This window comes from Pusillimonas sp. (assembly GCF_029263785.1).
Taxonomy (GTDB): domain Bacteria; phylum Pseudomonadota; class Gammaproteobacteria; order Burkholderiales; family Burkholderiaceae_B; genus Pusillimonas.
In genome coordinates this window covers 1-23,520 of the sequence record NZ_JAJUFE010000037.1, presented here as the reverse complement: position 1 = coordinate 23,520, position 23,520 = coordinate 1, and the positions used below count along the sequence as shown (strand labels likewise).

24 protein-coding genes are annotated in these 23,520 nt (G+C 55.9%); 13 read left to right on the top strand and 11 right to left on the bottom strand.

What is annotated here, in order from left to right; genetic code table 11:
* Positions 1-462: 462 nt before the first annotated feature.
* A complete protein-coding gene (locus tag Q1J88_RS09575; protein WP_301117428.1) occupies positions 463-1,200 on the top strand; it encodes a hypothetical protein in 738 nt (245 codons plus the stop codon).
* A gap of 327 nt (positions 1,201-1,527) precedes the next feature.
* On the top strand, positions 1,528-1,956 hold the full coding sequence (locus Q1J88_RS09570) for a VOC family protein (RefSeq protein ID WP_301117426.1): 429 nt from the start codon (positions 1,528-1,530) through the stop codon (positions 1,954-1,956).
* Positions 1,957-1,991: 35 nt separating this feature from the next.
* Here the strand turns inward: Q1J88_RS09570 and Q1J88_RS09565 are convergent, their stop codons facing one another.
* The 7 genes from Q1J88_RS09565 to Q1J88_RS09535 form a co-directional block, all read right to left on the bottom strand.
* Positions 1,992-2,636, bottom strand: coding sequence for a Maf family protein (locus tag Q1J88_RS09565; protein WP_301117425.1), 645 nt, complete (start codon positions 2,634-2,636; stop codon positions 1,992-1,994).
* 86 nt (positions 2,637-2,722) lie between these two features.
* Positions 2,723-3,193, bottom strand: coding sequence for a 23S rRNA (pseudouridine(1915)-N(3))-methyltransferase RlmH (gene rlmH, locus Q1J88_RS09560; protein WP_301117424.1), 471 nt, complete (start codon positions 3,191-3,193; stop codon positions 2,723-2,725).
* Positions 3,194-3,225: 32 nt separating this feature from the next.
* A complete protein-coding gene (gene rsfS / locus Q1J88_RS09555; RefSeq protein WP_301117423.1) occupies positions 3,226-3,630 on the bottom strand; it encodes a ribosome silencing factor in 405 nt (134 codons plus the stop codon).
* 29 nt (positions 3,631-3,659) lie between these two features.
* A complete protein-coding gene (gene nadD / locus Q1J88_RS09550; protein WP_301117421.1) occupies positions 3,660-4,265 on the bottom strand; it encodes a nicotinate (nicotinamide) nucleotide adenylyltransferase in 606 nt (201 codons plus the stop codon).
* Entirely contained in the window at positions 4,256-5,164 is a 909-nt protein-coding gene (gene hemF, locus Q1J88_RS09545; protein ID WP_301117420.1) for an oxygen-dependent coproporphyrinogen oxidase, read from the bottom strand. Before hemF ends, nadD begins: the two co-directional genes overlap by 10 nt.
* A gap of 21 nt (positions 5,165-5,185) precedes the next feature.
* On the bottom strand, positions 5,186-6,475 hold the full coding sequence (gene purD, locus Q1J88_RS09540) for a phosphoribosylamine--glycine ligase (RefSeq protein WP_301117419.1): 1,290 nt from the start codon (positions 6,473-6,475) through the stop codon (positions 5,186-5,188).
* Between the two features lie 139 nt (positions 6,476-6,614).
* Positions 6,615-7,346, bottom strand: coding sequence for a YebC/PmpR family DNA-binding transcriptional regulator (locus Q1J88_RS09535; protein ID WP_301117418.1), 732 nt, complete (start codon positions 7,344-7,346; stop codon positions 6,615-6,617).
* 125 nt (positions 7,347-7,471) lie between these two features.
* Between Q1J88_RS09535 and Q1J88_RS09530 the strand changes: the two genes are divergently transcribed.
* Together Q1J88_RS09530 and Q1J88_RS09525 are read left to right on the top strand one after the other, a co-directional pair.
* Positions 7,472-8,992, top strand: coding sequence for a helicase HerA-like domain-containing protein (locus Q1J88_RS09530; protein WP_301117417.1), 1,521 nt, complete (start codon positions 7,472-7,474; stop codon positions 8,990-8,992).
* Between the two features lie 30 nt (positions 8,993-9,022).
* Positions 9,023-10,009, top strand: a complete 987-nt coding sequence (locus Q1J88_RS09525) for a quinone oxidoreductase (RefSeq protein ID WP_301117416.1) — start codon at positions 9,023-9,025, stop codon at positions 10,007-10,009.
* A gap of 139 nt (positions 10,010-10,148) precedes the next feature.
* Here the strand turns inward: Q1J88_RS09525 and Q1J88_RS09520 are convergent, their stop codons facing one another.
* Both Q1J88_RS09520 and pepN read right to left on the bottom strand, forming a co-directional pair.
* The gene (locus tag Q1J88_RS09520; RefSeq protein WP_301117414.1) at positions 10,149-11,159 is read right to left on the bottom strand and encodes a class 1 fructose-bisphosphatase; all 1,011 of its coding nucleotides are present in this window, start codon (positions 11,157-11,159) and stop codon (positions 10,149-10,151) included.
* A 12-nt stretch (positions 11,160-11,171) separates the two neighbouring features.
* Complete coding sequence (pepN, locus tag Q1J88_RS09515; RefSeq protein ID WP_301117413.1) at positions 11,172-13,859, bottom strand: aminopeptidase N; 2,688 nt, start codon at positions 13,857-13,859, stop codon at positions 11,172-11,174.
* 182 nt (positions 13,860-14,041) lie between these two features.
* Here pepN and Q1J88_RS09510 point away from each other — a divergent pair, with 182 nt between their 5' ends.
* Complete coding sequence (locus Q1J88_RS09510) at positions 14,042-14,680, top strand: DUF4136 domain-containing protein (RefSeq protein WP_301117412.1); 639 nt, start codon at positions 14,042-14,044, stop codon at positions 14,678-14,680.
* Positions 14,681-14,700: 20 nt separating this feature from the next.
* Here Q1J88_RS09510 and Q1J88_RS09505 read toward each other — a convergent pair whose 3' ends face one another.
* Positions 14,701-15,066 carry an H-NS histone family protein gene (locus Q1J88_RS09505; protein WP_301117411.1) on the bottom strand — a complete coding sequence of 122 codons (366 nt, stop codon included), beginning with the start codon at positions 15,064-15,066 and terminating at the stop codon, positions 14,701-14,703.
* Positions 15,067-15,378: 312 nt separating this feature from the next.
* Between Q1J88_RS09505 and Q1J88_RS09500 the strand changes: the two genes are divergently transcribed.
* Both Q1J88_RS09500 and tldD read left to right on the top strand, forming a co-directional pair.
* Positions 15,379-16,203, top strand: coding sequence for a carbon-nitrogen hydrolase family protein (locus tag Q1J88_RS09500; protein WP_301117410.1), 825 nt, complete (start codon positions 15,379-15,381; stop codon positions 16,201-16,203).
* A 23-nt stretch (positions 16,204-16,226) separates the two neighbouring features.
* Positions 16,227-17,681 carry a metalloprotease TldD gene (tldD, locus tag Q1J88_RS09495; protein ID WP_301117408.1) on the top strand — a complete coding sequence of 485 codons (1,455 nt, stop codon included), beginning with the start codon at positions 16,227-16,229 and terminating at the stop codon, positions 17,679-17,681.
* Positions 17,682-17,831: 150 nt separating this feature from the next.
* Here tldD and Q1J88_RS09490 read toward each other — a convergent pair whose 3' ends face one another.
* Positions 17,832-18,275, bottom strand: coding sequence for a MarR family transcriptional regulator (locus Q1J88_RS09490; RefSeq protein WP_301117407.1), 444 nt, complete (start codon positions 18,273-18,275; stop codon positions 17,832-17,834).
* Between the two features lie 79 nt (positions 18,276-18,354).
* On the opposite strand from Q1J88_RS09490, the gene Q1J88_RS09485 reads away from it, so the two are divergent.
* The 6 genes from Q1J88_RS09485 (at position 18,355) to thpD (ending at position 23,399) form a co-directional block, all read left to right on the top strand.
* The gene (locus Q1J88_RS09485) at positions 18,355-19,182 is read left to right on the top strand and encodes a phytanoyl-CoA dioxygenase family protein (RefSeq protein WP_301117406.1); all 828 of its coding nucleotides are present in this window, start codon (positions 18,355-18,357) and stop codon (positions 19,180-19,182) included.
* 282 nt (positions 19,183-19,464) lie between these two features.
* The gene (locus Q1J88_RS09480; protein WP_301117430.1) at positions 19,465-20,004 is read left to right on the top strand and encodes a MarR family transcriptional regulator; all 540 of its coding nucleotides are present in this window, start codon (positions 19,465-19,467) and stop codon (positions 20,002-20,004) included.
* The gene (ectA, locus tag Q1J88_RS09475) at positions 20,001-20,576 is read left to right on the top strand and encodes a diaminobutyrate acetyltransferase (protein WP_301117404.1); all 576 of its coding nucleotides are present in this window, start codon (positions 20,001-20,003) and stop codon (positions 20,574-20,576) included. The genes Q1J88_RS09480 and ectA overlap by 4 nt, the downstream gene beginning before the upstream one ends.
* Before the next feature lie 114 nt (positions 20,577-20,690).
* Positions 20,691-22,004 (top strand): diaminobutyrate--2-oxoglutarate transaminase, encoded by a 1,314-nt coding sequence (ectB, locus tag Q1J88_RS09470; protein WP_301117403.1) that lies wholly within the window; start codon positions 20,691-20,693, stop codon positions 22,002-22,004.
* Complete coding sequence (locus Q1J88_RS09465) at positions 22,001-22,399, top strand: ectoine synthase (RefSeq protein ID WP_301117402.1); 399 nt, start codon at positions 22,001-22,003, stop codon at positions 22,397-22,399. Before ectB ends, Q1J88_RS09465 begins: the two co-directional genes overlap by 4 nt.
* Before the next feature lie 85 nt (positions 22,400-22,484).
* On the top strand, positions 22,485-23,399 hold the full coding sequence (gene thpD / locus Q1J88_RS09460; protein ID WP_301117401.1) for an ectoine hydroxylase: 915 nt from the start codon (positions 22,485-22,487) through the stop codon (positions 23,397-23,399).
* Positions 23,400-23,520: the final 121 nt, after the last annotated feature.

Below are 23,520 nucleotides of genomic sequence, written 5' to 3'. Positions count from 1 at the left end.
GCATCCGAATAATCGGATTGAGGAACTACTACCTCACTGCTGGGTCCCTGACGCCTGCGCATAAACGACTACGGCCGCTAACGCGGCCGTTCGTCAATGTGTGTTCCCCGTGCGCTTACAGAGAAGCAGAGAATTCGCTCATTAAAATAAGTGTCCATTTACCAAAATTAATGGACACTTATTTTGATGAGGCTTCAACGAGAGCGCTAGACGGTACTGGGCGTACGCTTACGAATTACCTGGCCCCGGCATGCGCTGGCGGGCACGGATTCGGCACGGGTCAGCCCACCGTCATACACCAGGTGCCCATGCATGCAGATTCACTTGATTTAACCGAACTTGGCTGCGAGTTTGCTGCGGTTAGACACAAAATTTAGTAGACTGGCATAGCTCACTGTATCCCGACGTTCTCGTCTCTACACGTGGGCCAAATAAGTAACAAAAATATACGAGAGAAACCAAATGTTTAATAGGAAGGCGTTAGCCATTTGCATTGTGACCTTGGGTTTGGCGGCCTGTGGCGGAAGTGGTGGCGGCAGCAACGAGCCAAGCCCGCCACCTCCCCAAGCCAATCCTGAAGGTTTCTGGAGCGGCACCCTTTCAACTGGCGATTCGCTCGAAGCGCTTGTGACGGAAACCGGCGAAATTTGGGCCATAGGGATCTCGAATGGCAGTGTAGTCAGTATGTTGTGGGGAAAGGGAGAAACAAGTGGATCAACCTACCAGGGCACTGGATTTGAGTATTACGGCGGTGCGGTAGGCCGAGGTAGTTTTTCAGCTGAAGTCGAAACTCGAGCTTCGCTGATTGGCAGCGCCGGTACTGTTCAATTCAAACTTCAATATAACGACAGCTACGAAATACCGGCATCGCAGGTTACCCTTGCAGGTAAATGGGCAACGTTTGACCGATCAGCTTTATTTGAGATTGATGCTACCGGATCGGTCTCCGGCACTATGTCGACGGCAGATACCGGATATCAGCCCTGCTCCTTCTCGGGCAATGCGAAGGCGCATGACAGCAAGAACTACTACAAGGTCAATTTGACCTTATCAGATGATATGGGCTGCCAGCCCAGGATGGGCGCAAGTTATCAGGGAGTATTGATCAAGGATTATGGCGGCATAACCGATACACTCTTGATAGGAGCTGCGCGCAACGACAACACAGATGCTTTCGTAACGATAGCGTTCCCGGACTAGTGTACTAATCCAAGTTTCGGCCATCGCTGGATGGGTCAACTTCGCTAGCAAGTCGAGGCTGCACGTGTGCAGCCTCATATCTTCTTTTCGACGGCGGCAAACTGTTCTTGCGGATGTCTCGTCGATCGTGCCAACGGCAATTGAATTTTGACCCCCTGGAGGTGCGGACAGAATCTTGGGGGGATGCGGACGTTTTCTTGGACTGTTTTTCAATTCATCAGTGCCAGGGCTCGCCGATATTCGAACTGATCAATCAAAAAATCTTGGACGTAGCAGGGCTCGCCGGATAATATCTATGCTTCGAAGGCCATCAAGCCAGGAGAGAGCATGGAGACACAGTCGCTACAGCGCGGTCGGCTGATCGATCATATTCAATTGGTAGTCCGAAGCCTGCCCGCCAGTAAACGCTTTTATTCTGCTGTGCTCGAAGCACTCCAGGTGCCCATCAGTGGCGAAGCGGACGACTTTTTCTGGGCAGACGAGCTGGTGGTGAGTTCCGTGGAAAGTGATTCGGCGATCGGAAAACTGACGGGCCGATGCCATGTGGCATTTCAGGCACGCGATAAAGAGATGGTCGATGCGTTTTACAAGGTTGCCCTCGAAAACGGCGGTACCAGTAATGGCGAGCCGGGTTATCGACCTTATCATCCGGATTATTACGGTGCCTTTGTGCTGGATCCGGATGGCAATAATATTGAAGCGGTTTATCACGGACCCGCACAGCGAAGCGCTGCGTCAGTCGAAATACGCTTTTGAATAATGGTGTTTCGGTCCGGTTGTAAGGCTAGGCGTCAAAGAGGGCTTACTCCGCCTTTTTGCAAGAGTCTGGCGGTTTCGAACAAGGGCAGTCCCACCACTCCTGTATAACTTCCACTGATGCGGGCCACAAAGGTGGCGGCACGACCTTGAATGCCATATGCGCCGGCCTTGCCCATCGGCTCCCCGCTCGCGCAATACGAGTCTATCTCTTGCTCAGTGAGCGTCTTGAAGACGACTTCAGTGTCCGATACGTCTTCATGGAACCTGAACGCAGAATTTTCTACCGGTACGGTAAGGACGACGGCTGTCTGCACATGATGCACGCGGCCCGAAAGTTGCCGAAGCATGTCCGCGGCATCGACAGTATCTTGCGGTTTGCCCAGAACGTCGTCCCCCAGGATGACGGTTGTGTCAGCGGTCAATATTGGACGCAGAGGGGCAGGATTATCCGATCGGGGCCAAACTGCGTCGGCCGATTCTACGCGTTGCCCGAGCCAATGCAGCGCTCGCAGCGCCTTTTCGCGTGCTGTCCTCAATACATACGCCTGAGGAGTTTCACCGGCAAATCGAGGTTCGTCTTCTCCTGGTGGCGATGGCACCTCAAGAACCTGGTGCGGGATGCCGGCTTGACATAGCAATTCGTGCCGGCGGGGACTGGCGGACGCAAGATAGATCATAGTCGGTCAGGGATTCGGCCCAACATCGTCTTGGGAGCACATTGCGCAATACGTGGTGAAGGTCAGCAAGTGGATAGCCACCAGGTTCAAGCCCGATGGTAGGGGTGGTTGACCATAATCGCCCAGGCTCGATATAACTGCTCGGCCAGCACCACGCGAACCATGGGGTGGGGAAGAGTCAGTGATGAAAGCCTCAACATGCTGTTGCAGCCTTTCTTGAGATCAGCGTCCAGACCGTCTGGTCCGCCAATCAGAAAGACGACATCGCATCCCAGGTTTCTCCATTGTTCCAGTTCTGATGACAGCTTCTGCGTCGTCAGATCCCGGCCGCGCTCGTCCAGGGCGATACGTAACGCACCGGCGGGAACCGCTGACTCGATCCGGCGAGCTTCTGCCGCCATCATTTGTTGCGCCGTTTTTCCTGCGCTTCGAGGTTCAGGCTTGATCTCGCGCAGTTCGAGGGCGCAATCGGAGGGCAACCTGCGCGCATAATCGTCCCAGGCTTGTTCGACCCAACCCGGCATGCGGTTCCCGACGGCAATAACGATTAGCTTCATGAGCGATCTCGTGCTCGAGTGCTGTTGCGAGTTTAATCGACAGGGTCGAAGGGTTCGTCAAAGGATTGCGGCGCGATGGGCTGTGTTGATTGCGGCAGCAGCTTTACGCGGACTGGCTTGTCGCCCCAGACTTCTTCGAGGTTGTAGTACTGGCGGATGCTGGGCTGCATGCAGTGTACGACGATGTCGCCAAGGTCGAGCAAGACCCACTCGCCGGTATCCTGGCCTTCGTACGCGATGATGGGTATCTTGCTGCGCTTGGCGCTTTCGGCCACGCTTTCAGCCAAGGCACGCGTTTGGCGGTTGGATGCGCCACTGGCAATGACCACTCGATCGAAAAGGCTGGTGATATGGGTGGTGTTGAACACCTTGATGTCCTGAGCCTTGACGTCTTCGAGAGCGTCGATGACCAGCCGTTGCAGTTTCTGTATATCCATGGAATGACTATAACTTGATAAGCGGGAATTTAGGAAACGACTTGCTGGTACAGGCCGTGTTGCTTAATGTACTGCGCTACCGCAGGGTCGAGCATCCCGGCAGTCGATTGCCCCCCAGCCAGCCGATGCCGAATGTCGGACGCCGAAATTGGCATGGGAGTGAAAGGGATGTGAAGCAGGGTACGACCCTGAGCCCGAAGATGAGCCTGAAGCTCGGCGGGCGCCTGTATGGCGGCGCCGGGCCGCGCAGCCACTGCGATTTGCACCAGGCTGGCGATGTCTCGCCATTCATGCCAGGTATGGAAGTTTTCGAGCTGGTCTGCGCCAAGAATCCATACATATTGCGAATCGCTGGGCAGGCTACGCACGGTATCGATAGTGTATGTCTTGCCGCCACGGTCTATTTCCATGGCGTTGATGTGCAAGGCCGGCTCGTTGCGGGTCGCGAGCTGCAGCATGGCCAGGCGATGCTCTGCCGATGCTTTGAGTGCACCGCGTTGCCACGGGTTGGCGGCGGGGATCATGTGAACCTGGTCAAGAGAAAGCTCGGTCAGGGCTGCCTTGGCCAATGAAACGTGGGCAAGATGGACGGGGTCAAAGCTGCCCCCGAGCAAACCGATTACCTTTACAGCCATTCGCGTGGCTGCAGGTAATCGTAAAGCTTCGCCTCAGGCGTACCTGGTTCTGGATGCCAATCGTAACGCCATGCAGCATGAGGCGGCATGGACAGGAGTATGGATTCGGTACGCCCTCCTGATTGCAGGCCAAACAAGGTACCGCGGTCCAGCACCAGGTTGAATTCGACATACCGGCCGCGTCGATACGCCTGGAAATCGCGCTCGCGCTCGCCGTACGGAATGTCCCGCCTCTTCTCGACGATAGGCATGTAGGCGGGCAGGAAACAGTCGCCGACTGACCGGGTCAGGTCGAAGCTTTCGTCGAAACCCTCTTGATTGAGGTCGTCGTAGAAAAGGCCGCCGACCCCGCGAGTCTCGTTTCGATGCTTCAAGAAGAAATACTGATCACACCATTTTTTGAAAGCGGGGTACTTATCGTCGCCGAATGGTGCAACCGCGTCCCGGCATACCTGGTGAAAATGACGCACGTCCTCTTCGAAGGGGTAGTAGGGTGTCAGGTCAAGACCACCTCCAAACCAGAATACGTCGTCGCCTTCACGATCTTCGGGCGGGCGTGCAACAAAAAGCCTTACATTCATGTGAGTGGTAGGCACGTACGGGTTGCGTGGATGCAAGACCATCGAAACGCCCATTGCTTCCCAGTGTCGACCCGCCAAATCAGGACGGTGCGCTGAAGCCGAAGGCGGAAGCGCACGCCCTTTGACATGACTGAATAGGACACCGGCGCGCTCGAACAGTTCGCCGCCTTCGAGAAGACGAGAAAGCCCGCCACCACCTTCGTCGCGAGTCCAGCTGTCGGAGCGGAACGAAGAGCCGTCAGCTTCTTCAAGCGCCTTCACGATTCGGGATTGCAGGTCGGTGAAGTAGTCGTAAGCAAGAGAAATGGGCACGGACATACTGGCTTCCTTTGATACGTGTCAGTGTGAGTGCGGCAGGGCGCGCCAACCGATATCGCGACGATACTGGGCTCCCTCAAAGCGGATCTGTTGAACGGCGTTATACGCGGTTTCTTGTGCCCGCTTGACGGAGTCGCCTAGCGCCGTAACGCAAAGTACCCGTCCGCCGGCTGTCCTGAGCGTTCCATCGTCGTGTAGCGCTGTTCCTGCATGAAAGACGACACAATCTTCGGTATCGGCCGGTAATGACGTGATGACGTCGCCGGTTCTGGGTGCCTGGGGGTAGCCGGCAGACGCCATGACCACGCCCAGGGCGGTACGGCGGTCCCAGTCGAGCTCTGCTTCTTCCAGTGTGCCGTTTACAGCGTGCTCGAAAACGGTAGCCAGATCTCCTTTGGCGCGCATCAGGATGGGTTGGGTTTCGGGGTCGCCCATACGGCAGTTGAATTCGAGTACCTTGAGCGGCCGGGTGGCGTCCGGCCCGTCGCCAATCATCAGCCCGGCATACAGAAACCCGGTATAAGGGTGACCGTCTTTGGCCATTCCCTGCAGGGTGGGGTGTATCACTTCGCGCATGATGCGATTATGCAATGCGGGCGTGATGATGGGGGCAGGCGAATATGCGCCCATACCGCCCGTATTGGGGCCTTGGTCGTTGTCCAGCAAGCGTTTGTGGTCCTGGCTGGTGGCCAGGACCAGCACCTGGCGCCGATCGCACATCACGATGAAGCTCGCTTCCTCACCTTGCAGACACTCTTCAATGACCACACGTGCACCCGCGGCTCCGAGGCTTGCATCGCAAAGCATGTTGTCGATGGCGGCAAGGGCTTCGTCTTCAGTCGCGGCTACGACCACGCCTTTTCCGGCTGCCAGACCATCAGCCTTGACCACGATGGGAGCACCCTGCTGGCGGATGTAGGCCTTGGCTTGATCCGCATCGGTGAAGGTTTTGTAGGCGGCCGTGGGAATATTGTGGCGGATCATGAATGCCTTGGCATAGTCCTTTGAGCTTTCCAGCTGCGCGGCGGCCTTGGTGGGCCCGAATATTTTCAGCCCGGCAGCCTGAAACGCATCTACGACGCCCGCTGCCAAGGGAGCCTCTGGACCCACTACGGTATAGGCAACGCTTTCCTGGCGAGCAAAGTCGACCAGTTCATCAATGGATGCAAGAGGGACGTTCTCGAGATGTTCCGCCTGTGCCGTGCCACCGTTACCGGGGGCTACGAACACCTTCTGTACGCGTGGAGACTGGGCCAGTCGCCAGGCCAGCGCATGTTCGCGGCCGCCGCCGCCAATAACGAGGAGTTTCATGTGAAGGAGCTCAAAAGTAGTGCTGTGCGTCGCGACGGAACCGACACGATCTCTGCCAGCGGATAATTGAAAAGCGTAATGCAAAATGCCCGGCTGACGTCATAGCGTTTTCCATGACGCCGGCAGGGCAGTGCGATTTTTATGCAGACTCGTCGAAGACCGCGGTGGTGTAGACCTCTTGCACATCGTCCAGTCCCTCGAGGACTTCCAGCATCTTCTGCATTTTGGCGGCATCGTCTCCGGACAGCTCGGTCTCGTTGAGCGCTTTCATGGTGATGGCCTGAACCTCGGGCACCAGTTCGGCAGCCTCAAACGCTGCCTTGACCGCAGCGTATTCCGATGGAGGACAAATGACCTCGATGACACCTTCGTCATCAGTAATGATGTCTTCTGCACCAGCCTCCAGGCCAACTTCCATGACCTGTTCTTCGGAGGTGCCCGGAGCAAAGATGAACTGGCCGCAATGCTTGAACATGAAAGCGACCGACCCTTCCTGGCCCAGATTGCCGCCATGCTTTGAAAATGCGTGACGTACTTCAGCGACGGTGCGCATGCGATTGTCTGTCATGCAGTCGACCATCACTGCCGCGCCGCCTACGCCGTAGCCTTCGTAACGGATTTCTTCGTAATTATCGCCATCTGCGCCGCCAGCCCCTCGGGTAATGGCCCGCTGGATGTTGTCTTTAGGCATGTTGGCCGCTGTGGCCTTGTCCCAGGCAAGGCGCAGGCGGGGATTGCTGTCTGGATCTGGTCCGGCCTCGCGAGCGGCGACCGTGATTTCACGAATGATTTTTGTCCAGAGCTTGCCTCGTTTTGCGTCCTGGCGACCCTTTCGATGTTGAATGTTCGCCCATTTACTGTGACCAGCCATAGTTTCAACGACTCAATAAAGATATATAAATACAGAATACAAAAGGAGATTTTAACGCGTGCATCGTTATGATGCCGGAATTACACTACTGCTGCTGTCTTGCGCTTCTAGAAAAGGTAAAAAAAATGGCTGATCCGATCGTCATAGCCAGCAGTCCCCAAGGGCCCGTAACGATGCTCCCCAGGCTGGCGAACCGTCATGGTTGCATTACGGGCGCCACAGGTACCGGCAAGACCGTGACCCTGCAGGTGCTTGCGGAAGCTTTCTCGCGAATGGGAACACCGGTCTTCATGGCGGACGTCAAGGGTGATCTGAGCGGGATGTCCCAGGCTGCACAGAACAACCCGAAACTTCAGGAGCGACTCGACAAGCTGGGCCTGCCAGAACCTGTTTGGGGGGCATGCCCCATTACATTTTGGGATGTGTTCGGCGAACAGGGGCACCCTGTTCGCGCCACAATATCGGATATGGGGCCGCTATTGCTGGCCCGCATGCTTGAACTGAACAACACGCAGGAAGGCGTCCTCAACATTGTCTTCAGCGTCGCGGATGAAGAAGGTTTGCTGTTGCTTGACCTGAAAGATCTGCGCGCCATGTTGCAGCATGTCTCTGAGCGTGCATCCGAACTGCGCTCGCGATATGGAAATGTGTCAGCCGCGTCGGTGGGCGCCATACAGCGAAGTCTGTTGCGTCTGGAAGCAGAAGGTGCCGAGCGATTTTTTGGTGAGCCCATGCTTGATGTGCACGACCTGCTTCGCGTTGATGCCCGTGGCCAAGGGATGGTCAACATTTTGGCTGCCGACAGGCTCATGCAGGCGCCAAGGCTTTACGGCGTGTTCCTTCTGTGGATGCTTGCCGAAATTTACGACTCGCTGCCTGAAGTTGGCGATCTGGACCGTCCCAAGCTGGTGTTTTTCTTCGATGAAGCCCACCTGGTCTTTTCGGACGCACCCAAAGCCTTGCTTCAAAAAATTGAACAAATTGTGAGACTGGTGAGATCCAAGGGAGTAGGCGTGTATTTTGTGACGCAAAACCCGGCAGACATACCCGACACCGTTCTTGGCCAGCTTGGTAACCGTGTGCAGCACGCCTTGCGTGCGTTTACACCCCGAGACCAGAAGGCAGTGAAGGTTGCCGCCGAGACAATGCGTTCCAACCCGGATCTGGACCTGATGGCAGCTATCACGGAATTGGGAGTGGGGGAGGCCTTGATTTCGGTTCTGGACGAAAAGGGTCGCCCGGGCGTGACACAACGTGCATGGATGGTGGCGCCGGGCAGTCGTATCGGACCAGCCACCGACGCCGAACGCCAGGCCGTCCGCCAGGCTTCGTTGCTGGCAGGCAAGTATGAGCGGGCAGTCGACCGGGAATCTGCGTACGAACTGCTCAAGAAGCGTACCGAATCCTCAACGCAGTCCAACGGCATGACGTCTCAAACTGAAACCGGTCGGCCTCAAGCCAAAACTACGGGCAGGGATGACAACAATGGACTTGCGGGTGTCGTTCAAGACTTCCTGTTCGGTTCAACCGGGCCGCGCGGCGGACGACGCGAGGGCGCAGTTCAATCTGTGGCCAAGGGTATGATGCGGCAGGCAGCCAATAAGCTCGTGCGCGGAGTACTGGGATCGTTGGTGTCGCGGCGCTGAACTTGCCAGATATCTGTTCCGGAGAAAAACATGAAAACAGAAGCCATAATCATCAAGCGCCACGGTGGCCCGGAGGTCATGGAGCTGGTCAGTCAGAACGTGCCTGAAGCAGCTGAGGGTGAGGTCACCATTGAACAGAAAGCCATCGGACTGAACTTCATCGATACCTATTTTCGTAGCGGACTGTACAAGAATCCGTTGCCCCACGGGCTAGGTTTTGAGGCGGCCGGAAAGGTAATCGCGGTAGGGCCGGGAGTCAGGCACCTTAAGGTAGGAGATCGCGTAGCGTACGCAATGGGCCCCATAGGAGCGTATGCCTGGACGCGTACCGTACCGGCTTGGCAGGTGGTGAAACTGCCCCGCAATGTTGATTACGAAGCCGCCGCCGCCATGATGCTCAAGGGGTTGACCGTGCAATATCTGTTTCGGCAAACCTACCGGCTGCAAGGAGGCGAAACCATTCTTTTTCATGCCGCTGCCGGAGGGGTAGGGCTGATCGCATGCCAATGGGCCAGAGCGCTTGGCGTAAAGTTGATCGGTACGGTTTCCAGTCCGCAGAAGGCAGAGCTGGCACTTCGAAATGGGGCCTGGAAAGTTATCGACTATTCTTGCGAGGATGTCCCCAAGCGCGTCATGGAGCTGACCTCGGGTCAGAAGGTACCGGTGGTTTACGATGGTGTGGGAAAAAGCACCTGGGAGGCCTCGCTGGATTGTCTTCAGCCACGCGGATTGATGGTCAGCTATGGCAATGCATCGGGACCGGTCGATGGGGTCAACCTGGGTATCCTCGCGACAAAAGGTTCGCTTTATCTTACGCGCCCCACGTTGGCGGATTATGTGGGTACACAACAGAAACTTGCTGCTGCCGCCAAAGATCTGTTTGATCTGGTGGCCAAGGGCGATCTGAGCATTCAGATAGACCAGCGGTTTTCTCTGCATGACGCCGCCAGCGCCCACGAGGCCCTGGCCTCGCGCCGCACGACCGGCGCGACGGTGCTGCTGCCCGAGTGGGAGTAGGCAGCCGGACTGAAGCGAGGTCGATACTGGGGAGGTCGGTCGCGATCGGTCGGGCCGCGTTCGGTCGGGCCGCGGTCGGACGAACCGTGAACGGAGGGGCCGCGATACCCCGGGCCCGATCCAGACGTTTGATGCGAGATCAGTCTTCTTGGTGGTAGCGCTTGACGCGCTCGACTTCGTTCTTGGAGCCCAGAACCACACCGACGCGCTGATGGAGCGCTTCGGGTTTGATATCAAGAATGCGCTGCTCACCATCGAGCGCTGCGCCACCTGCCTGCTCGACGATGAAAGCCATGGGATTGGCTTCGTACATCAAGCGCAGTTTTCCTTTTTTACCCGAAGGCCGCTCATCGCGCGGATACATGAAAATTCCACCGCGGGTCATGAGGCGATGCACATCAGCCACCATTGACGCAATCCAGCGCATATTGAAGTCTTTGCCCAGGGGGCCCGTCGAACCGGCCAGGCAATCCTCAATGTAGCGCTTGACCGGTGGTTCCCAGTGACGCATGTTTGACATATTGATAGCGAATTCGGCAGTGTCTTCGGGTATGGAAAGACTTTCATCAGTCAGCAGCCAACTTCCCATTTCTCTGTCAAGAGTGAAGGCGGCTACGCCGTTGCCCAAGGTCAGTACCAGCACACTTTGCGGGCCATAGATGGCATAGCCGGCAGCCACCTGCTGATTGCCGGGTTGCAGAAAGTCGGCTTCTTCAATCTCTCGGCCAGCCGCGTCTTGTGGAGCACGCAAGACCGAGAAAATCGTGCCGATCGATACGTTGACATCGATGTTGGAAGAACCATCCAGAGGATCGAACAGCAAGAGATATTCGCCTTTGGGGTAGCGGTTGGGAATGCGATGCAGGGTTTCCATTTCTTCGGACGCCATGGCTGCCAGGTGTCCACCCCATTCGTTGGCCTCAAGCAGAATTTCGTTCGACAGGACATCGAGCTTCTTCTGGACTTCACCTTGTACATTTTCGCTTTCCAGGCTGCCCAGCACTCCTCCCAAAGCTCCTTTGCTTACTGCGTGACCGATTGCCTTGCAGGCGCGCGCCACGGTTTCAATCAGGAGCCGCAGCTCGGTGGGAACGGTTTGGTGAGTGCGTTGCTGTTCGACCAGATACTGGGTCAATGTTTTGCGGTTCAAGGAAGACTCCTGTCAAATATTCAAAGCTTTGGAGACGATCTCGGCCACATTTCGCGAGAGCGGCTCGTGTTGTTGGATTCGTTCCAGTGCCTGACGCGCGGCATCTCGATTCTGGGGAATATAACGCGACCAGTTATCGAAAGCACGTGCAAGGCGTGCCGCGATCTCGGGATTGAGAGCGTCAAGCGCCAGGACCTGCTCAGCCCAGAACTCATAGCCTTCCGGCCGGTGGACGCCCAGCATATTGTTCAGGCAAAACTGGAAGATAAGGGATCGCGCACGATTTGGGTTGCGCAAGGTGAATGCTGGGTGCAGCATCAACGCCCGGACGGTGCCGGTGCGCGTCGCCGGAGCAGTGGCCTGCAAAGCAAACCAGCGATCGATGACCAGCGGGTCATGCTGCCACTGTTCGTAGAAATGCTCCAGCGCCTTGGTGGATGCTGTGCTGTCGTCCAGACTGACAAGTGCCGAAAGCCCACCCATACGGTCTGTCATGTTATGAGCCTGCTCATATTGAGCGATCGCGAGCGATTCGGCTTGGTCGTGATTCGCCGCCGCCAGGTAGGACAATGCCAGGTTTTTGAGAGCTCGACGTCCTGAAGACAGCGCGTCGGGGCTATATTCGGATGGCTCTGACTCGGCGCAGTGGTGGTACGTCTGTATCCACAGGTCGGCAAGTGCCTTTCCGAGTATTGCCCTGAAGTCCTCGCGGGCCCGGGCGACGGCCAAGGGGTCCATGGGATCGGTTTTCTCAAGCAGGACCTTGCTTGCGGGCAAGGAAAGGACGCGCGAGCGATAGGCATCGCTAAGGCCGGCATCTTCCAGAATTGCACGCCAGGTGTCGATCAATAGCGATTCAGTCGCTGCGTCCTGATTTTGCTGCGCCATCGACAATAGCTGACGACTGGCGAGTTCCTGTCCTGCTTCCCAACGCGCAAACGGATCTGTGTCGAACCGGGCAAGTAAAGCCAGTTCGTCGTCCGGGCGCTCGTATTCGACAATGACCGGAGCGGAAAACCCCCTCAGCAAGGAAGCCACAGGTCGCTCCGGGATGTCAGGGAAAGTCCAGGATTGAGTTTCTTCACATAGGTCCAGCACGACCGTGTCTTGGGTTTTCCCGTTGGATTGCAAAGGCAGGGGGGTGCCTTGCGGGTCGAGCAAGCCTATTGCGAATGGGATATGCAGTGGGGGCTTCTGTGCCGGCGGCGACTGCAGTTTTTCAATGCCCACGGGTGGGCACTGCTGGCGCAGAGTAATCGTACATGTTTGTGTTTGCGCGTCGTGTTCCAGTGTTACGTATACATGGGGTGTTCCGGCCTGTGAATACCAGCGACGGAAAACGTCAAGCGATTTACCAGGGTTGCGCTGTCGATAAACGCTGTCCATGGCGTCGATGAAATCATCGCAGGTGACGGCCTGTCCGTCGTGTCGGCGGAAATATTCTCGTATGCCCGCCTGGAATCCTTCTTCGCCCAACAGGGTGTGTTGCATCCGGATGACTTCCGCGCCTTTTTCGTAGATGGTCGCAGTATAGAAGTTGGCGATCTCCTGATAGCTTTCGGGTCGAATCGGGTGAGCCATGGGGCCGGCATCTTCTGGGAACTGGGCCACCCGCAAGGCGGTGACGTCGTCAATTCGTTTGACAGCACGGGCGCTGCGGGCGGCCTCGTCGGCCAGCCCGCGGGCCATCATGTCGGCCGAAAACTCCTGGTCACGGAAAACCGTCAGACCTTCCTTCAGAGAAAGCTGGAACCAGTCGCGGCAGGTGACCCGATTGCCGGTCCAATTGTGAAAATACTCATGACCAATCACGCTTTCGATGCCATGGTAGCTGGCATCCGTCGCTGTCTGGGGATCTGCCAGCACGTACGAGGAATTGAATATGTTCAGGCCCTTGTTCTCCATGGCACCCATATTGAAATCTCGTGCCGCCACCACCATGAAGCGATCAAGGTCAAGCTGAAGGCCGAAGCGTTGCTCATCCCATTCTACTGAGCGTTGCAAGCAGTCAAGCGCCCAATGCGTCTTGTCCCGCGAACCGCGATCGCTATAAATCTGCAACAGTGCCTCGCGGCCATTACCGATGCGCACGCGACGTTCCAGGCAATCGAAATCTCCTGCTACCAGAGCAAAGAGGTAGCTTGGTTTCGGGTGAGGGTCTTCCCAGACTGCCTCATGTCGACCATCAGGCAGGTCCTGATGGCCGATCAGATTTCCGTTGGAAAGCAGCAAGGGATAGCGTTCTTTGTTTGCGCGAAGCGTCACCATGTACCGAGACATGACATCTGGCCGGTCCGGAAACCAGGTGATACGTCGAAACCCTTCGGCCTCACACTGCGTAAACAGGCTCTCGCCTGACACGTACAGACCCATCAGGGCTGAATTGGCAGATGGGTGACAGCGGCTCTCTATCTCGACGGTGAATGCCCGAGATGCTGGAAACAGCGTCAGCGTGGCATCGTCGAGACGATACGATTCAGGATCAAGCGGGACGCCATCCATCGTGACCGAAAGCAGGTCCAGATCTTGCCCCTGCAAACATAAGGGTGGCAAGCCCCCGTCGTCTCGCTCAAATGTCAAGGCGGAGCGCACCACCGTGGCTTCAGCGTCAAGATCGAACACGAGGCTGACGCGCGGCAATCGATACGGATAGGGCGCGTAGTCGTGGCGTGAAATAGTCAGGGCAGAGTCGGTTCGCATGGCTGTGGGATGTTGAAGTCGGTCTCGTGAACACAATGTATTGTAGTGGTTGGCTTACTCGCGTGCGCTTCGGTCAAAGTGCCCGGCAGGCTTGCGGTAAAGTGCAACCTTTTTCCCTCGTCGAAGTCTTATTTTTTTGTCAGCTGCATTTTGCGGACCTTTTTTGAAATTGGGAGTAAATCATGGCGCCCTCTGATATCGCAGTCAAAGAAACGGCCATAGGGCTTCGATTGATAATCGGTGTGGCCTTGATGATGGTGCTGGCAGGGTGCGCCTCGACATTGTCAGCCAAGGTCACTACGTTTCAGCAGTGGCCAGCCGATGCGCAAGGAGCCACCTACAAAGTTGTCCCGCCAGCGGGTAACGACCTTGAAGTTCAGGCGTTCGCAGACATGATTCGTGCTGCTATCGGGCGCACCGGCCTGGTCGAGGCCCAGCCGCAGCAGGCCGCGCGATTCGATGTCCACTTTGAATATGGTGTAACCAGTTCTCAAGAATGGGAGCAACGTTATCACGACCCGTATTTTGACGGATTTTGGCCCTGGGGAATGGGCGGTTATTATGGCGGTTATCGAGGCTGGGGCGGGGGAATATACTATACGCCCAGTGTCGTTAATGTGCCGGTGCGAGTTGAAAGAAATACGCTGACTGTCACTATTAACGATAATCAGCGAAACGGAGCCCAAGTATATAAATCAACAGCCGTCAGCACTTCAGGTAGTTTGGCCGAGGTAATGCCATACTTGGCGCGGGCGGTATTCGACGGATTTCCCGGCAATAATGGTCAGGTCAGAAACATTACCTACGACCTTAAGCAGTAGATATATCGAAGCTGAAGTGATTACGCTTTTTTGGCAGGCGAGGGTTTGATTAAAAATTGCTCGCGACTTTTGCCTTCTGCTTCGGCTTCGGTTATCCAGCGCGGGGCCTTGCCGCGACCGGTCCAGGTGGCGCCGGTTTGGGGGTGCCGGTATTTGGGCGGAACTGTGCGTTTAACCGCGCTTGACGAGCTTGAGCGACGTGCTGCCTTTTTATTGTAGGCGGTGGTTATTTCTTCGGGGGTAATGTCATATTCGCGCATCGAGCGAATAATTGAAGCAATTACCGGGGTGCGTTGTTTGGCTTGTAAGGCTTGAGCTTGTTTTTGAAGACGGGCAATTTCTTTCTGGATTTTTAACTGAAGTGCGGCGTATGTGTCGCGCGTCATTATGATTCCTTGCCTGATCCAATGATAATAGAAGTGAGTAGTATCATGCGCTGATTTTGAACGCCTTTAATGATACTGATGGGCCTATTTTAAATCAAATGCTTATTGAATTAAACCTCTGAACCAAAATCGTGCCCGAATATATTGGGCTTATTTGCTCAACCGTATTTCCCCGGATGTTGCTTTAATATTAAGAAATATTTTTTTACATTTGCAGATTACTGATGGCCTGAACGGGCGCGTTTTTGGCGAGGCAACAAACACCGCCACGCCGTAGGTGCCAGTATTTAATGACCCGATATTGATCAAATAATGGAAACTGTTAACACATTTGGCGACTTCCGTGTCGCAGCGGTTCAGATGGTATCCTCCACCGGCCTTGAGGAAAACCTGGCGCAGGCTCAGCAGCTTATACAAAGGGCGGCCGGGCAAGGGGCAGAGCTGGTTTTGCTGCCCGAGTATTTCTGCCTGATGGGCGCAAAGGATGAAGATAAGGTTGCGTTGGGCGAGCAGCCCGGCACAGGCCCAATTCAGCAGTTTCTGGCCGATGCTGCCCGTGAGCACAAGATATGGTTGATTGGTGGCACTTTGCCACTTGAAAGTCCGGATAGTCACCGCATCTATAACACAACGATGGTGTACGATCCGTCGGGCCTCCAGGTGGCGCGGTACGACAAGATTCACTTGTTCGGGTTTCGCCGCGGTGCCGAGGCTTACGACGAGTCGGTAACGATACGAGCCGGCGAACCCGCGCCTCAGGCGTTCGAAGCACCATGCGGGAAGGTGGGGCTGTCGATCTGCTACGATTTGCGTTTCCCCGAACTGTACCGGTCCTTTTCCGAGGTCAGTCTTATCGTCGTGCCGGCCGCATTTACATACACGACCGGGTCTGCGCATTGGGAAATCCTTCTGCGGGCGCGTGCCATCGAAAATCAGTGCTATGTTCTGGCCGCGGCTCAAGGGGGCAAGCATGAAAATGGTCGCCGCACTTGGGGACATTCGATGTTGATCGACCCCTGGGGCGAAATACTTGATTGCCTTCCCGAGGGGCCGGGCGTAGCCATTGGCAACCTGAACCAGGCGCGCTTGGAGGATGTACGGCAGGCTCTGCCGGCATTAAGGCACCGCAGGTTTTAATCTATATTGCAAACACGGAATTTATGAAGACAGTCGATCCCGCCATCAGCGCCTTGGCCACCGCAAAGTCAGTGCTGCTAGACCCTTGGGGCCTTGGTGAAGCCGATATGGCGCGCGCTCTGGGCGAGATATTCACGCACAAGGTTGATTACGCCGATCTGTATTTTCAGTACACGCGCAGCGAAGGCTGGAGCCTGGAAGAAGGAATCGTCAAGACAGGAAGCTTTTCGATTGGCCAGGGTGTCGGCGTACGCGCCATCAGCGGCGAAAAAACGGCCTTTGCGTATTCAGACACGCTTTCTCCAGAAGCCCTGCTATCGTCTGCGCGGGCAGTCCGCAGCATCGCACGTCAAGGGGCAGGCCGGCAAAAGGTAGTTTCGGAAGCCGGTGCACGGCACGATCTCTATCCTGCACTCGACCCGCTGGGAACCTTGTCAGCACCGGATAAAGTTGCGTTGCTTGAGCGCGTGGAAGCAATGGCGCGCGCTGCTGATCCTCACATCATCCAGGTTATGGCTAGCCTGGGAGCGGAATATGACGTGGTGCTGGTAGCGGGCAGCGACGGCCGCCTGGCTGCCGATGTACGTCCGTTGGTACGCCTGTCGCTGACAGTCATCGCAGAACGCGACGGCCGCCGTGAAATGGGGCATGGCGGCGGTGGTGGGCGCAGTGGTCTCGGCTACTTCACCGACGACGTTCTGCGTTCGTACGTGCGTCGAGCCACGCACGAGGCAATGACAAATCTCGAGGCGCGGCCTGCTCCGGCGGGCGAAATGACGGTGGTGTTGGGATCGGGCTGGCCGGGCATTCTCCTTCATGAGGCGGTTGGTCACGGGCTTGAGGGCGATTTCAACCGCAAGGGCTCCAGTGTTTTTGCCGGTCGGATCGGTGAACGTGTTGCCTCCAAAGGAGTCACGGTTGTAGACGACGGCACGCTGCCCGACAGGCGTGGTTCGCTGAATATGGATGATGAAGGCAACGCAACGCAGCGGAATGTCTTGATCGAGGACGGAATCCTTAAAGGCTATCTGCAAGATTCGCTTAATGCGCGATTGATGAAAACTGCTGTAACTGGCAATGGTCGTCGTGAGTCGTTTGCGCATCTGCCGATGCCGCGCATGACAAACACTTACATGCTGTCCGGCAAGGATGAGCCGCAGGAAATTATCGCTTCGGTGAAAAAAGGGCTGTACGCTGTGAACTTCGGGGGCGGGCAGGTAGATATTACAAATGGCAAGTTCGTCTTTTCGGCTTCGGAAGCGTACATGATCGAAGACGGGAAGATTTCCTATCCTGTGAAGGGGGCTACCTTGATCGGAAGTGGCCCGGAAGCCATGAATCAGGTAAGCATGATCGGCAATGATCTTGAGCTCGATTCTGGGGTCGGCACCTGCGGGAAGGATGGCCAAAGTGTGCCTGTCGGAGTGGGAATGCCTACGATTCGGATGGACGGCCTTACTGTGGGCGGGACAGGCTGAGGCGCGCATTGAGCCTCGTGCTCAGTGCAAAAGTGATGTCAGGGTTGGCCTGGAACTCTTTTCCGAGCACTACGCTTTTTTTGGCTACTGTTCCTGGCGGTGGCTGCCTTCTTGATGCGCCAGACCGGCACCAGTCCATGTACAACCCGGCTACTTAGATAAAAGCTCAGCGCAGCGGGTGAGTACCGATGTCAACCGTTCGGCTTCACGCTCGCCAATCGCCGCCATCACTGCTGCCTCTACATCGAGAATTGCGGCGTGCGCCTGCATCAGGGTCTTTCTTCCTTGTGCAGTGATGAAGCCACGAAGAATTCTGCCGTGGTCGGGGTCCGCTTCTCTGGTCACGAGCCCATTTCTTTCCATATTGGCAAGGATGCTTTGCATGGTTTGAGGCGTGACAAATGCCGCCCGTGCCAATGCGGCGTTGGACTGGCCCGGTTCTCTCTCCAACGCGGAGAGCACCGCGCATTGTGGCGTCGTCAAGCCAATGGGCCTCAACGCCTCATCCAGGCGAGTACGCAGGGCATGCTGAGCCAGCTTGAGCGCTCCACCAAATCGGCGTGCGACGGGAATCTCTGAGTGGAGAGTAGACATATCAGGGGGCTTATATTAATATCAGGGTCCTGATATTATCCCACGACGTGACCATTGCCAAACTCACACGGTTCACGCCATGACTGCTTCCGGAAAGACCGAAAATTCCAAGTTGGCACAGGTATTGACTGAAACACAAGTGCAGCAGTTCATCAGCGATGGCTTCGTGAAAGTCGAACATGCGTTCTCGCGCGAACTCGCGAACGAGGCGAGGACCGTCTTCTGGAAAGACTTGCGTGCTTACGGTTGCGTGCCGGACGATCCTGATACGTGGACATATCCTGTAATCCGTCTGGGTATGTACGACCAGAAGCCGGTTGTCGCTGCAGCCAATACGACGGCACTTCGTGCGGCCTTTGACCAGCTCGCCGGGCAAGGATGCTGGCTGCCATGCAGGAGCGTGGGAACCCTTCCTGTGCGCTTTCCCTCTCCCGATGATCCGGGGGATACGGGTTGGCATGTCGACGCCAGCTTTGATTATGAAAAGTCCGATTTTATGGATTGGCGCGTCAATATTCGTTCTCGCGGCCGCGCTCTGCTGATGCTGTTTCTGTTTACAGATGTAGGCGAAGAAGATGCGCCCACTCGTCTGCGGGCCGGATCACATAAAGACATAGCCCGTGCTCTGGTTCCGGCTGGAGAGGCCGGACTGAGTCTGCGTGAACTTATCCCTCACATCGCCGACACTTCTGCCAGACCCGAGGTAATTGCCACCGGCAGTGCAGGCACTGTGTATTTGTGCCATCCGTTTCTGGTGCACTCCGCTCAGATGCACCGAGGCTCAGAGCCGCGATTCCTGGCGCAACCTCCGCTACTGCCAAGAAGTGAGCCGTGGCTGGGGAGCCTGGAGCAATCGAACGTGCCTGTGGCACGGGCAATCTCTCTTGCGCTTGAAGAAGGTATGTAGAGGGGAACGCTGTTCCGGCTGCATCGACTCGAGAGGACAGAGATCCTGCCGAGAATTGGTTCTGGTGCTGATCATTTTGCCTCGCATGAATTCCGAGGGAGTTGTTACTATTTGTTTCTAAAGTAATTAGCCGGGATATCGAAACTAACCCAGAGTTATCAACGGCTTGCAGATATCTTCTATTGCGTGGCCCGGATCTTGCAGCGATTAATTGGGTTGACTCGAATCATTCAGGGTAATATCATTTGAGTAGAAATCAATTTGACTGAATCTTTTTCCATCATGACCAATTTCGATGACACCCAAGCGTACGATTTGCGTATCTTGCGGGCTTTGCGCCGCATTACGCGATCTATTGCGCTGCATTCGCGTCAGCTGGCGGCGGGCAGCAACATTACCGCTCCGCAGCTGATTTGCTTGCGCACGGTTGTCGAAAAAGGTCCGCTTACGGCCACGGCCATAAGTCGCGAGATGCATGTCAGCGCCAGCACGGTCGTAGGAATTCTCGACCGTCTCGAAGACAAGGAACTGATTCGCCGCGAACGCGGTCGTGAAGACCGTCGCATTGTTTTTATTTCGGCAACGCATGCCGGAATCGCTCTTGCTCGTGAAACGCCTTCGCCGCTTCAAAAGAAGTTGGCCGACGCACTTAACGAGTTACCTGAACTGGAGCAGGCCACGATCACGCTCTCACTGGAGCGCATCGTCGACCTTATGGAGTCCGGCGGTGTGACACCGGCTGAAGTGTCCACCGAGCTTGCTTCCCCAATACTCGAGGTTCCCGACGGGCGCATTCCGCCTGAATCGGGGTTGGTAGTTTGATTGACGACACAGACTCTTATCTATCCGCGCAGTCCGAAACCGTGAACGGTTGCAGCGAAGTACAAGCCGGACACGGAATCGTACTGCGCCATCCCAAAAAAGAAGATGCCCTGGCCATACACGCGCTTATAAAGCAGTGTCCGCCGCTGGATCTGAATTCCATCTACACCTACCTGCTGCTCAGTGAGCATTTTTCGCAAACCTGTGTTGTGGCACAGGGCGAGCAGGGTCCCGACGGATATCTCTCCGCTTATATCCCCCCAGGCAAGCCTGACGTGATTTTCGTGTGGCAAGTCGCCGTACATGAGCGTGCGCGCGGCCAGAGCCTGGGGCGGAAAATGCTGTTACATCTGCTTTCCCGGCCAGCTCTGGCAACTGTTCGCTTTATCGAGACGACGGTCGGACCAGACAATGCGGCGTCACGCGGCATGTTCATGGGCCTGGCCCGAAAATTGCAAGCCGAGGTGTCTGAGAGCGAGTTGTTTGGCAGTCACTTGTTTGGTGATGCCGGGCACGACGACGAGCGACTCATACGCATTGGGCCCATGCGCCTGCCACCCCCCGATATCTGAGTATTGCTTTTTCCGGGCTACCACCGCTGGTTTCTAGGAGGTGGGTCGGTTCACGGCGGCTTTGTGCCGCTCGTCAGTGACATGAAACCCAACAAATAGAGAGGAAGATAAATCATGGACTTGAATATTTTTGACCGGATGGAGTCGGAAGTACGAGGCTACGTCCGGTCGTTCCCGGTCATTTTTAATCAGGCGCGCGGATCGATTCTTGTCGACGAAGCGGGTAAGGAATACATCGATTTCTTTAGTGGTGCCGGTAGTTTGAACTACGGGCATAACAACCCGGTACTGAAGGAAAAGGTCATTGAATACCTGAAGTCGGATGGTGTGATTCATGGCCTTGACATGGCGACCTCCGCAAAGAAGGACTTCCTCGCCACGTTCGAGAATGTGCTCCTTAAGCCGCGCAACATGAACTACAAGTTGCAGTTCACGGGACCAACGGGCACGAATGCGGTTGAAGCGGCGTTGAAGCTGGCTCGACTGGTAAAGGGCCGTCCGAATGTCATTTCCTTCACGCATGGTTTTCATGGGGTCAGCGGCGGGTCGCTTGCGGTTACGGCCAATGCGAAATTCCGTGATGCAGCGGGCGTTTCGTTGGCCAATACCACGTTCGTCCCGTACGACGGTTATCTTGGTCCGGACGTCAACACGATCAGTTATCTCGAGCGCATGCTCGAAGACCCAAGCAGCGGGATGGACAAGCCTGCCGCAGTCATCGTGGAAACGGTGCAGGGTGAGGGCGGGGTCAATGTTGCAACGGTGCGTTGGCTGAAGGATCTCGAAAGACTGTGCCGTCAGCATGACATGCTGCTCATCATTGACGACATCCAGGTGGGCTGTGGACGTACGGGAACGTTCTTCAGCTTTGAGGCGGCCGGCATCAGCCCCGACATCATCACCTTGTCGAAGTCACTGTCAGGCTTCGGTTTGCCGATGTCGCTGGTGTTGTTCAAGCCCGAGCTGGATATCTGGAAGCCGGGTCAGCATAGCGGTACGTTCCGCGGCAACAACATGGCGTTTGTGACGGCTGCCCAGGCATTGGATAGCTATTGGACGGATGAAAACTTCAGCGACGAGGTTCAGCGCAAGGCCGCGATGGTACGCGACTGGCTCGAGAATCTGGTTCATAGCTATCCCATGGCTGATCTTAGCGTGCGGGGACGCGGGCTGATTCAGGGTCTGGTTACCCCGGCTGGTGATGACATGGCGAACCAGTTCTCGCGCAAGGCTTTTGAACAGGGCTTGGTCATCGAAACGTCCGGTGCCAACGATGAGGTGCTGAAAGTATTGCCGGCACTGACTATTCCTGAGGATCAGCTCAAGAAGGGGCTGGAGATTATCGAGCGCAGCGTGGCCCAGGTACTGCAGGAAAAGGGCGTAAGTTCGAGCGCTCATGTTTTGAAATTTGGAGGTAAGCGTCGATGATAGTCAAGAACGTGAAGGACGTGATTGGCACAGAACACGAGGTCAAGACAGACACCTGGCTGAGTCGTCGGGTGCTGTTGCAGAAAGACGGAATGGGTTTCTCGTTTCACGAAACCATAATTTTCCCTGGCACTGAAACGCATATCCATTACCAGAATCACCTGGAAGCAGTGTGGGTAATCGAAGGGGACGGCGAAATTGAAACCGTTGCCGATGGCAAGAAATATGCACTAGGCCCCGGAGTCGTTTATGCCTTGGATCAGCACGACGAACATTGGTTGCGCGGTGGCAAGGAGCCATTGCGGGTGATCTGCGTTTTCAATCCGCCTTTGACGGGCTTCGAAGTCCACGATGAGGACGGAGTTTATCCGGCTGCGGTGACGGACGCGGCCTGAACATCAGTACAAGCTGTGTGCCGGCCGGGCTTTTTGAGCCTTATGCAGGCTGGAAGGTCGGCCGGATCACAGGAAGGAGCTAGTTATGACAATGGGTGATTTATACGTTTCGCGAACTGATCGGGGCGCTGCCATCATTGCCAGGCAGGACCCGGTGGTGTACGAAGGTGGCACCTATGCGGACGGGCTCAATGCAGAGCAGTTGGAGAGCTATAACCGCGATGGTTTCATCATGCTCGAAAATGTCTTCGACGAAACAGAAGTGGAGGCCTTGCTCGATGAGGTCAAGCGGATGAGTCTGGACGAGAAGATCGGCTCTATGGATGAGGCCATCCGCGAGCCGGATAGCGATGCGGTGCGATCAATATTCCGCGTTCATCAGCTTAGCGATCGTATCGCGGCGCTGGCGCGGGATCCGCGACTGATTCATGTGGCACGGCAGATCCTTGGATCGGAAGTGTACATTCATCAGTCACGCGCCAACCTGAAGCCCGGCTTCAAGGGCAAGGAATTCTATTGGCATTCGGATTTTGAAACCTGGCATGTCGAGGATGGCATGCCGAATATGCGCGCATTGAGCTGTTCGGTTCTGCTTACGGACAACAACGAGGTGAATGGTCCATTGATGTTGATTCCGGGCTCGCACATGCAGTTCATTTCGTGCCAGGGCGAGACGCCGGATGAGCACTACAAGAAGTCGCTGCGAGCGCAGGAATATGGAGTGCCTGATCCATTGAGTTTGCAACTGCTGGCCGAGCAGGGCGGTATCCGCCAGATGACGGGCAAGGCGGGATCGGTGGTGTTCTTTGACTGCAATGCCATGCATGGTTCAACTGGGAACATTTCACCGTGGCCACGCGCCAATGTCTTCATGGTGTACAACAGCGTGGAAAACACGCTGAACTCACCAAAATACGGATTGACGCCGCGGCCGGAGTATATTGCAACTCGCAAGGATTTTTCTCCGCTTGAGCCGATGGAGATAGGGGCGCTGGTGTAGTGCGGCGAACTCGTACTCGCACGTCTCAGGGCTGTGGATCTAGGGGTCTGCAGCCCTTTTTGTTGGGTTGATGGTGTTGTTGTTGTAGTTGTTATTGTTGTTGTAGTTGTTATTGTTGTTG

Coding starts and splice junctions, on each gene's coding strand:
- Q1J88_RS09575 (WP_301117428.1), top strand. CDS start 463: ATGTTTAATAGGAAGGCGTTAGCCATTTGCATTGTGACCTTGGGTTTG.
- Q1J88_RS09570 (WP_301117426.1), top strand. CDS start 1,528: ATGGAGACACAGTCGCTACAGCGCGGTCGGCTGATCGATCATATTCAA.
- Q1J88_RS09565 (WP_301117425.1), bottom strand. CDS start 2,636: ATGATCTATCTTGCGTCCGCCAGTCCCCGCCGGCACGAATTGCTATGT.
- rlmH (WP_301117424.1), bottom strand. CDS start 3,193: ATGAAGCTAATCGTTATTGCCGTCGGGAACCGCATGCCGGGTTGGGTC.
- rsfS (WP_301117423.1), bottom strand. CDS start 3,630: ATGGATATACAGAAACTGCAACGGCTGGTCATCGACGCTCTCGAAGAC.
- nadD (WP_301117421.1), bottom strand. CDS start 4,265: ATGGCTGTAAAGGTAATCGGTTTGCTCGGGGGCAGCTTTGACCCCGTC.
- hemF (WP_301117420.1), bottom strand. CDS start 5,164: ATGTCCGTGCCCATTTCTCTTGCTTACGACTACTTCACCGACCTGCAA.
- purD (WP_301117419.1), bottom strand. CDS start 6,475: ATGAAACTCCTCGTTATTGGCGGCGGCGGCCGCGAACATGCGCTGGCC.
- Q1J88_RS09535 (WP_301117418.1), bottom strand. CDS start 7,346: ATGGCTGGTCACAGTAAATGGGCGAACATTCAACATCGAAAGGGTCGC.
- Q1J88_RS09530 (WP_301117417.1), top strand. CDS start 7,472: ATGGCTGATCCGATCGTCATAGCCAGCAGTCCCCAAGGGCCCGTAACG.
- Q1J88_RS09525 (WP_301117416.1), top strand. CDS start 9,023: ATGAAAACAGAAGCCATAATCATCAAGCGCCACGGTGGCCCGGAGGTC.
- pepN (WP_301117413.1), bottom strand. CDS start 13,859: ATGCGAACCGACTCTGCCCTGACTATTTCACGCCACGACTACGCGCCC.
- Q1J88_RS09510 (WP_301117412.1), top strand. CDS start 14,042: ATGGCGCCCTCTGATATCGCAGTCAAAGAAACGGCCATAGGGCTTCGA.
- Q1J88_RS09505 (WP_301117411.1), bottom strand. CDS start 15,066: ATGACGCGCGACACATACGCCGCACTTCAGTTAAAAATCCAGAAAGAA.
- Q1J88_RS09500 (WP_301117410.1), top strand. CDS start 15,379: ATGGAAACTGTTAACACATTTGGCGACTTCCGTGTCGCAGCGGTTCAG.
- tldD (WP_301117408.1), top strand. CDS start 16,227: ATGAAGACAGTCGATCCCGCCATCAGCGCCTTGGCCACCGCAAAGTCA.
- Q1J88_RS09490 (WP_301117407.1), bottom strand. CDS start 18,275: ATGTCTACTCTCCACTCAGAGATTCCCGTCGCACGCCGATTTGGTGGA.
- Q1J88_RS09485 (WP_301117406.1), top strand. CDS start 18,355: ATGACTGCTTCCGGAAAGACCGAAAATTCCAAGTTGGCACAGGTATTG.
- Q1J88_RS09480 (WP_301117430.1), top strand. CDS start 19,465: ATGACCAATTTCGATGACACCCAAGCGTACGATTTGCGTATCTTGCGG.
- ectB (WP_301117403.1), top strand. CDS start 20,691: ATGGACTTGAATATTTTTGACCGGATGGAGTCGGAAGTACGAGGCTAC.
- Q1J88_RS09465 (WP_301117402.1), top strand. CDS start 22,001: ATGATAGTCAAGAACGTGAAGGACGTGATTGGCACAGAACACGAGGTC.
- thpD (WP_301117401.1), top strand. CDS start 22,485: ATGACAATGGGTGATTTATACGTTTCGCGAACTGATCGGGGCGCTGCC.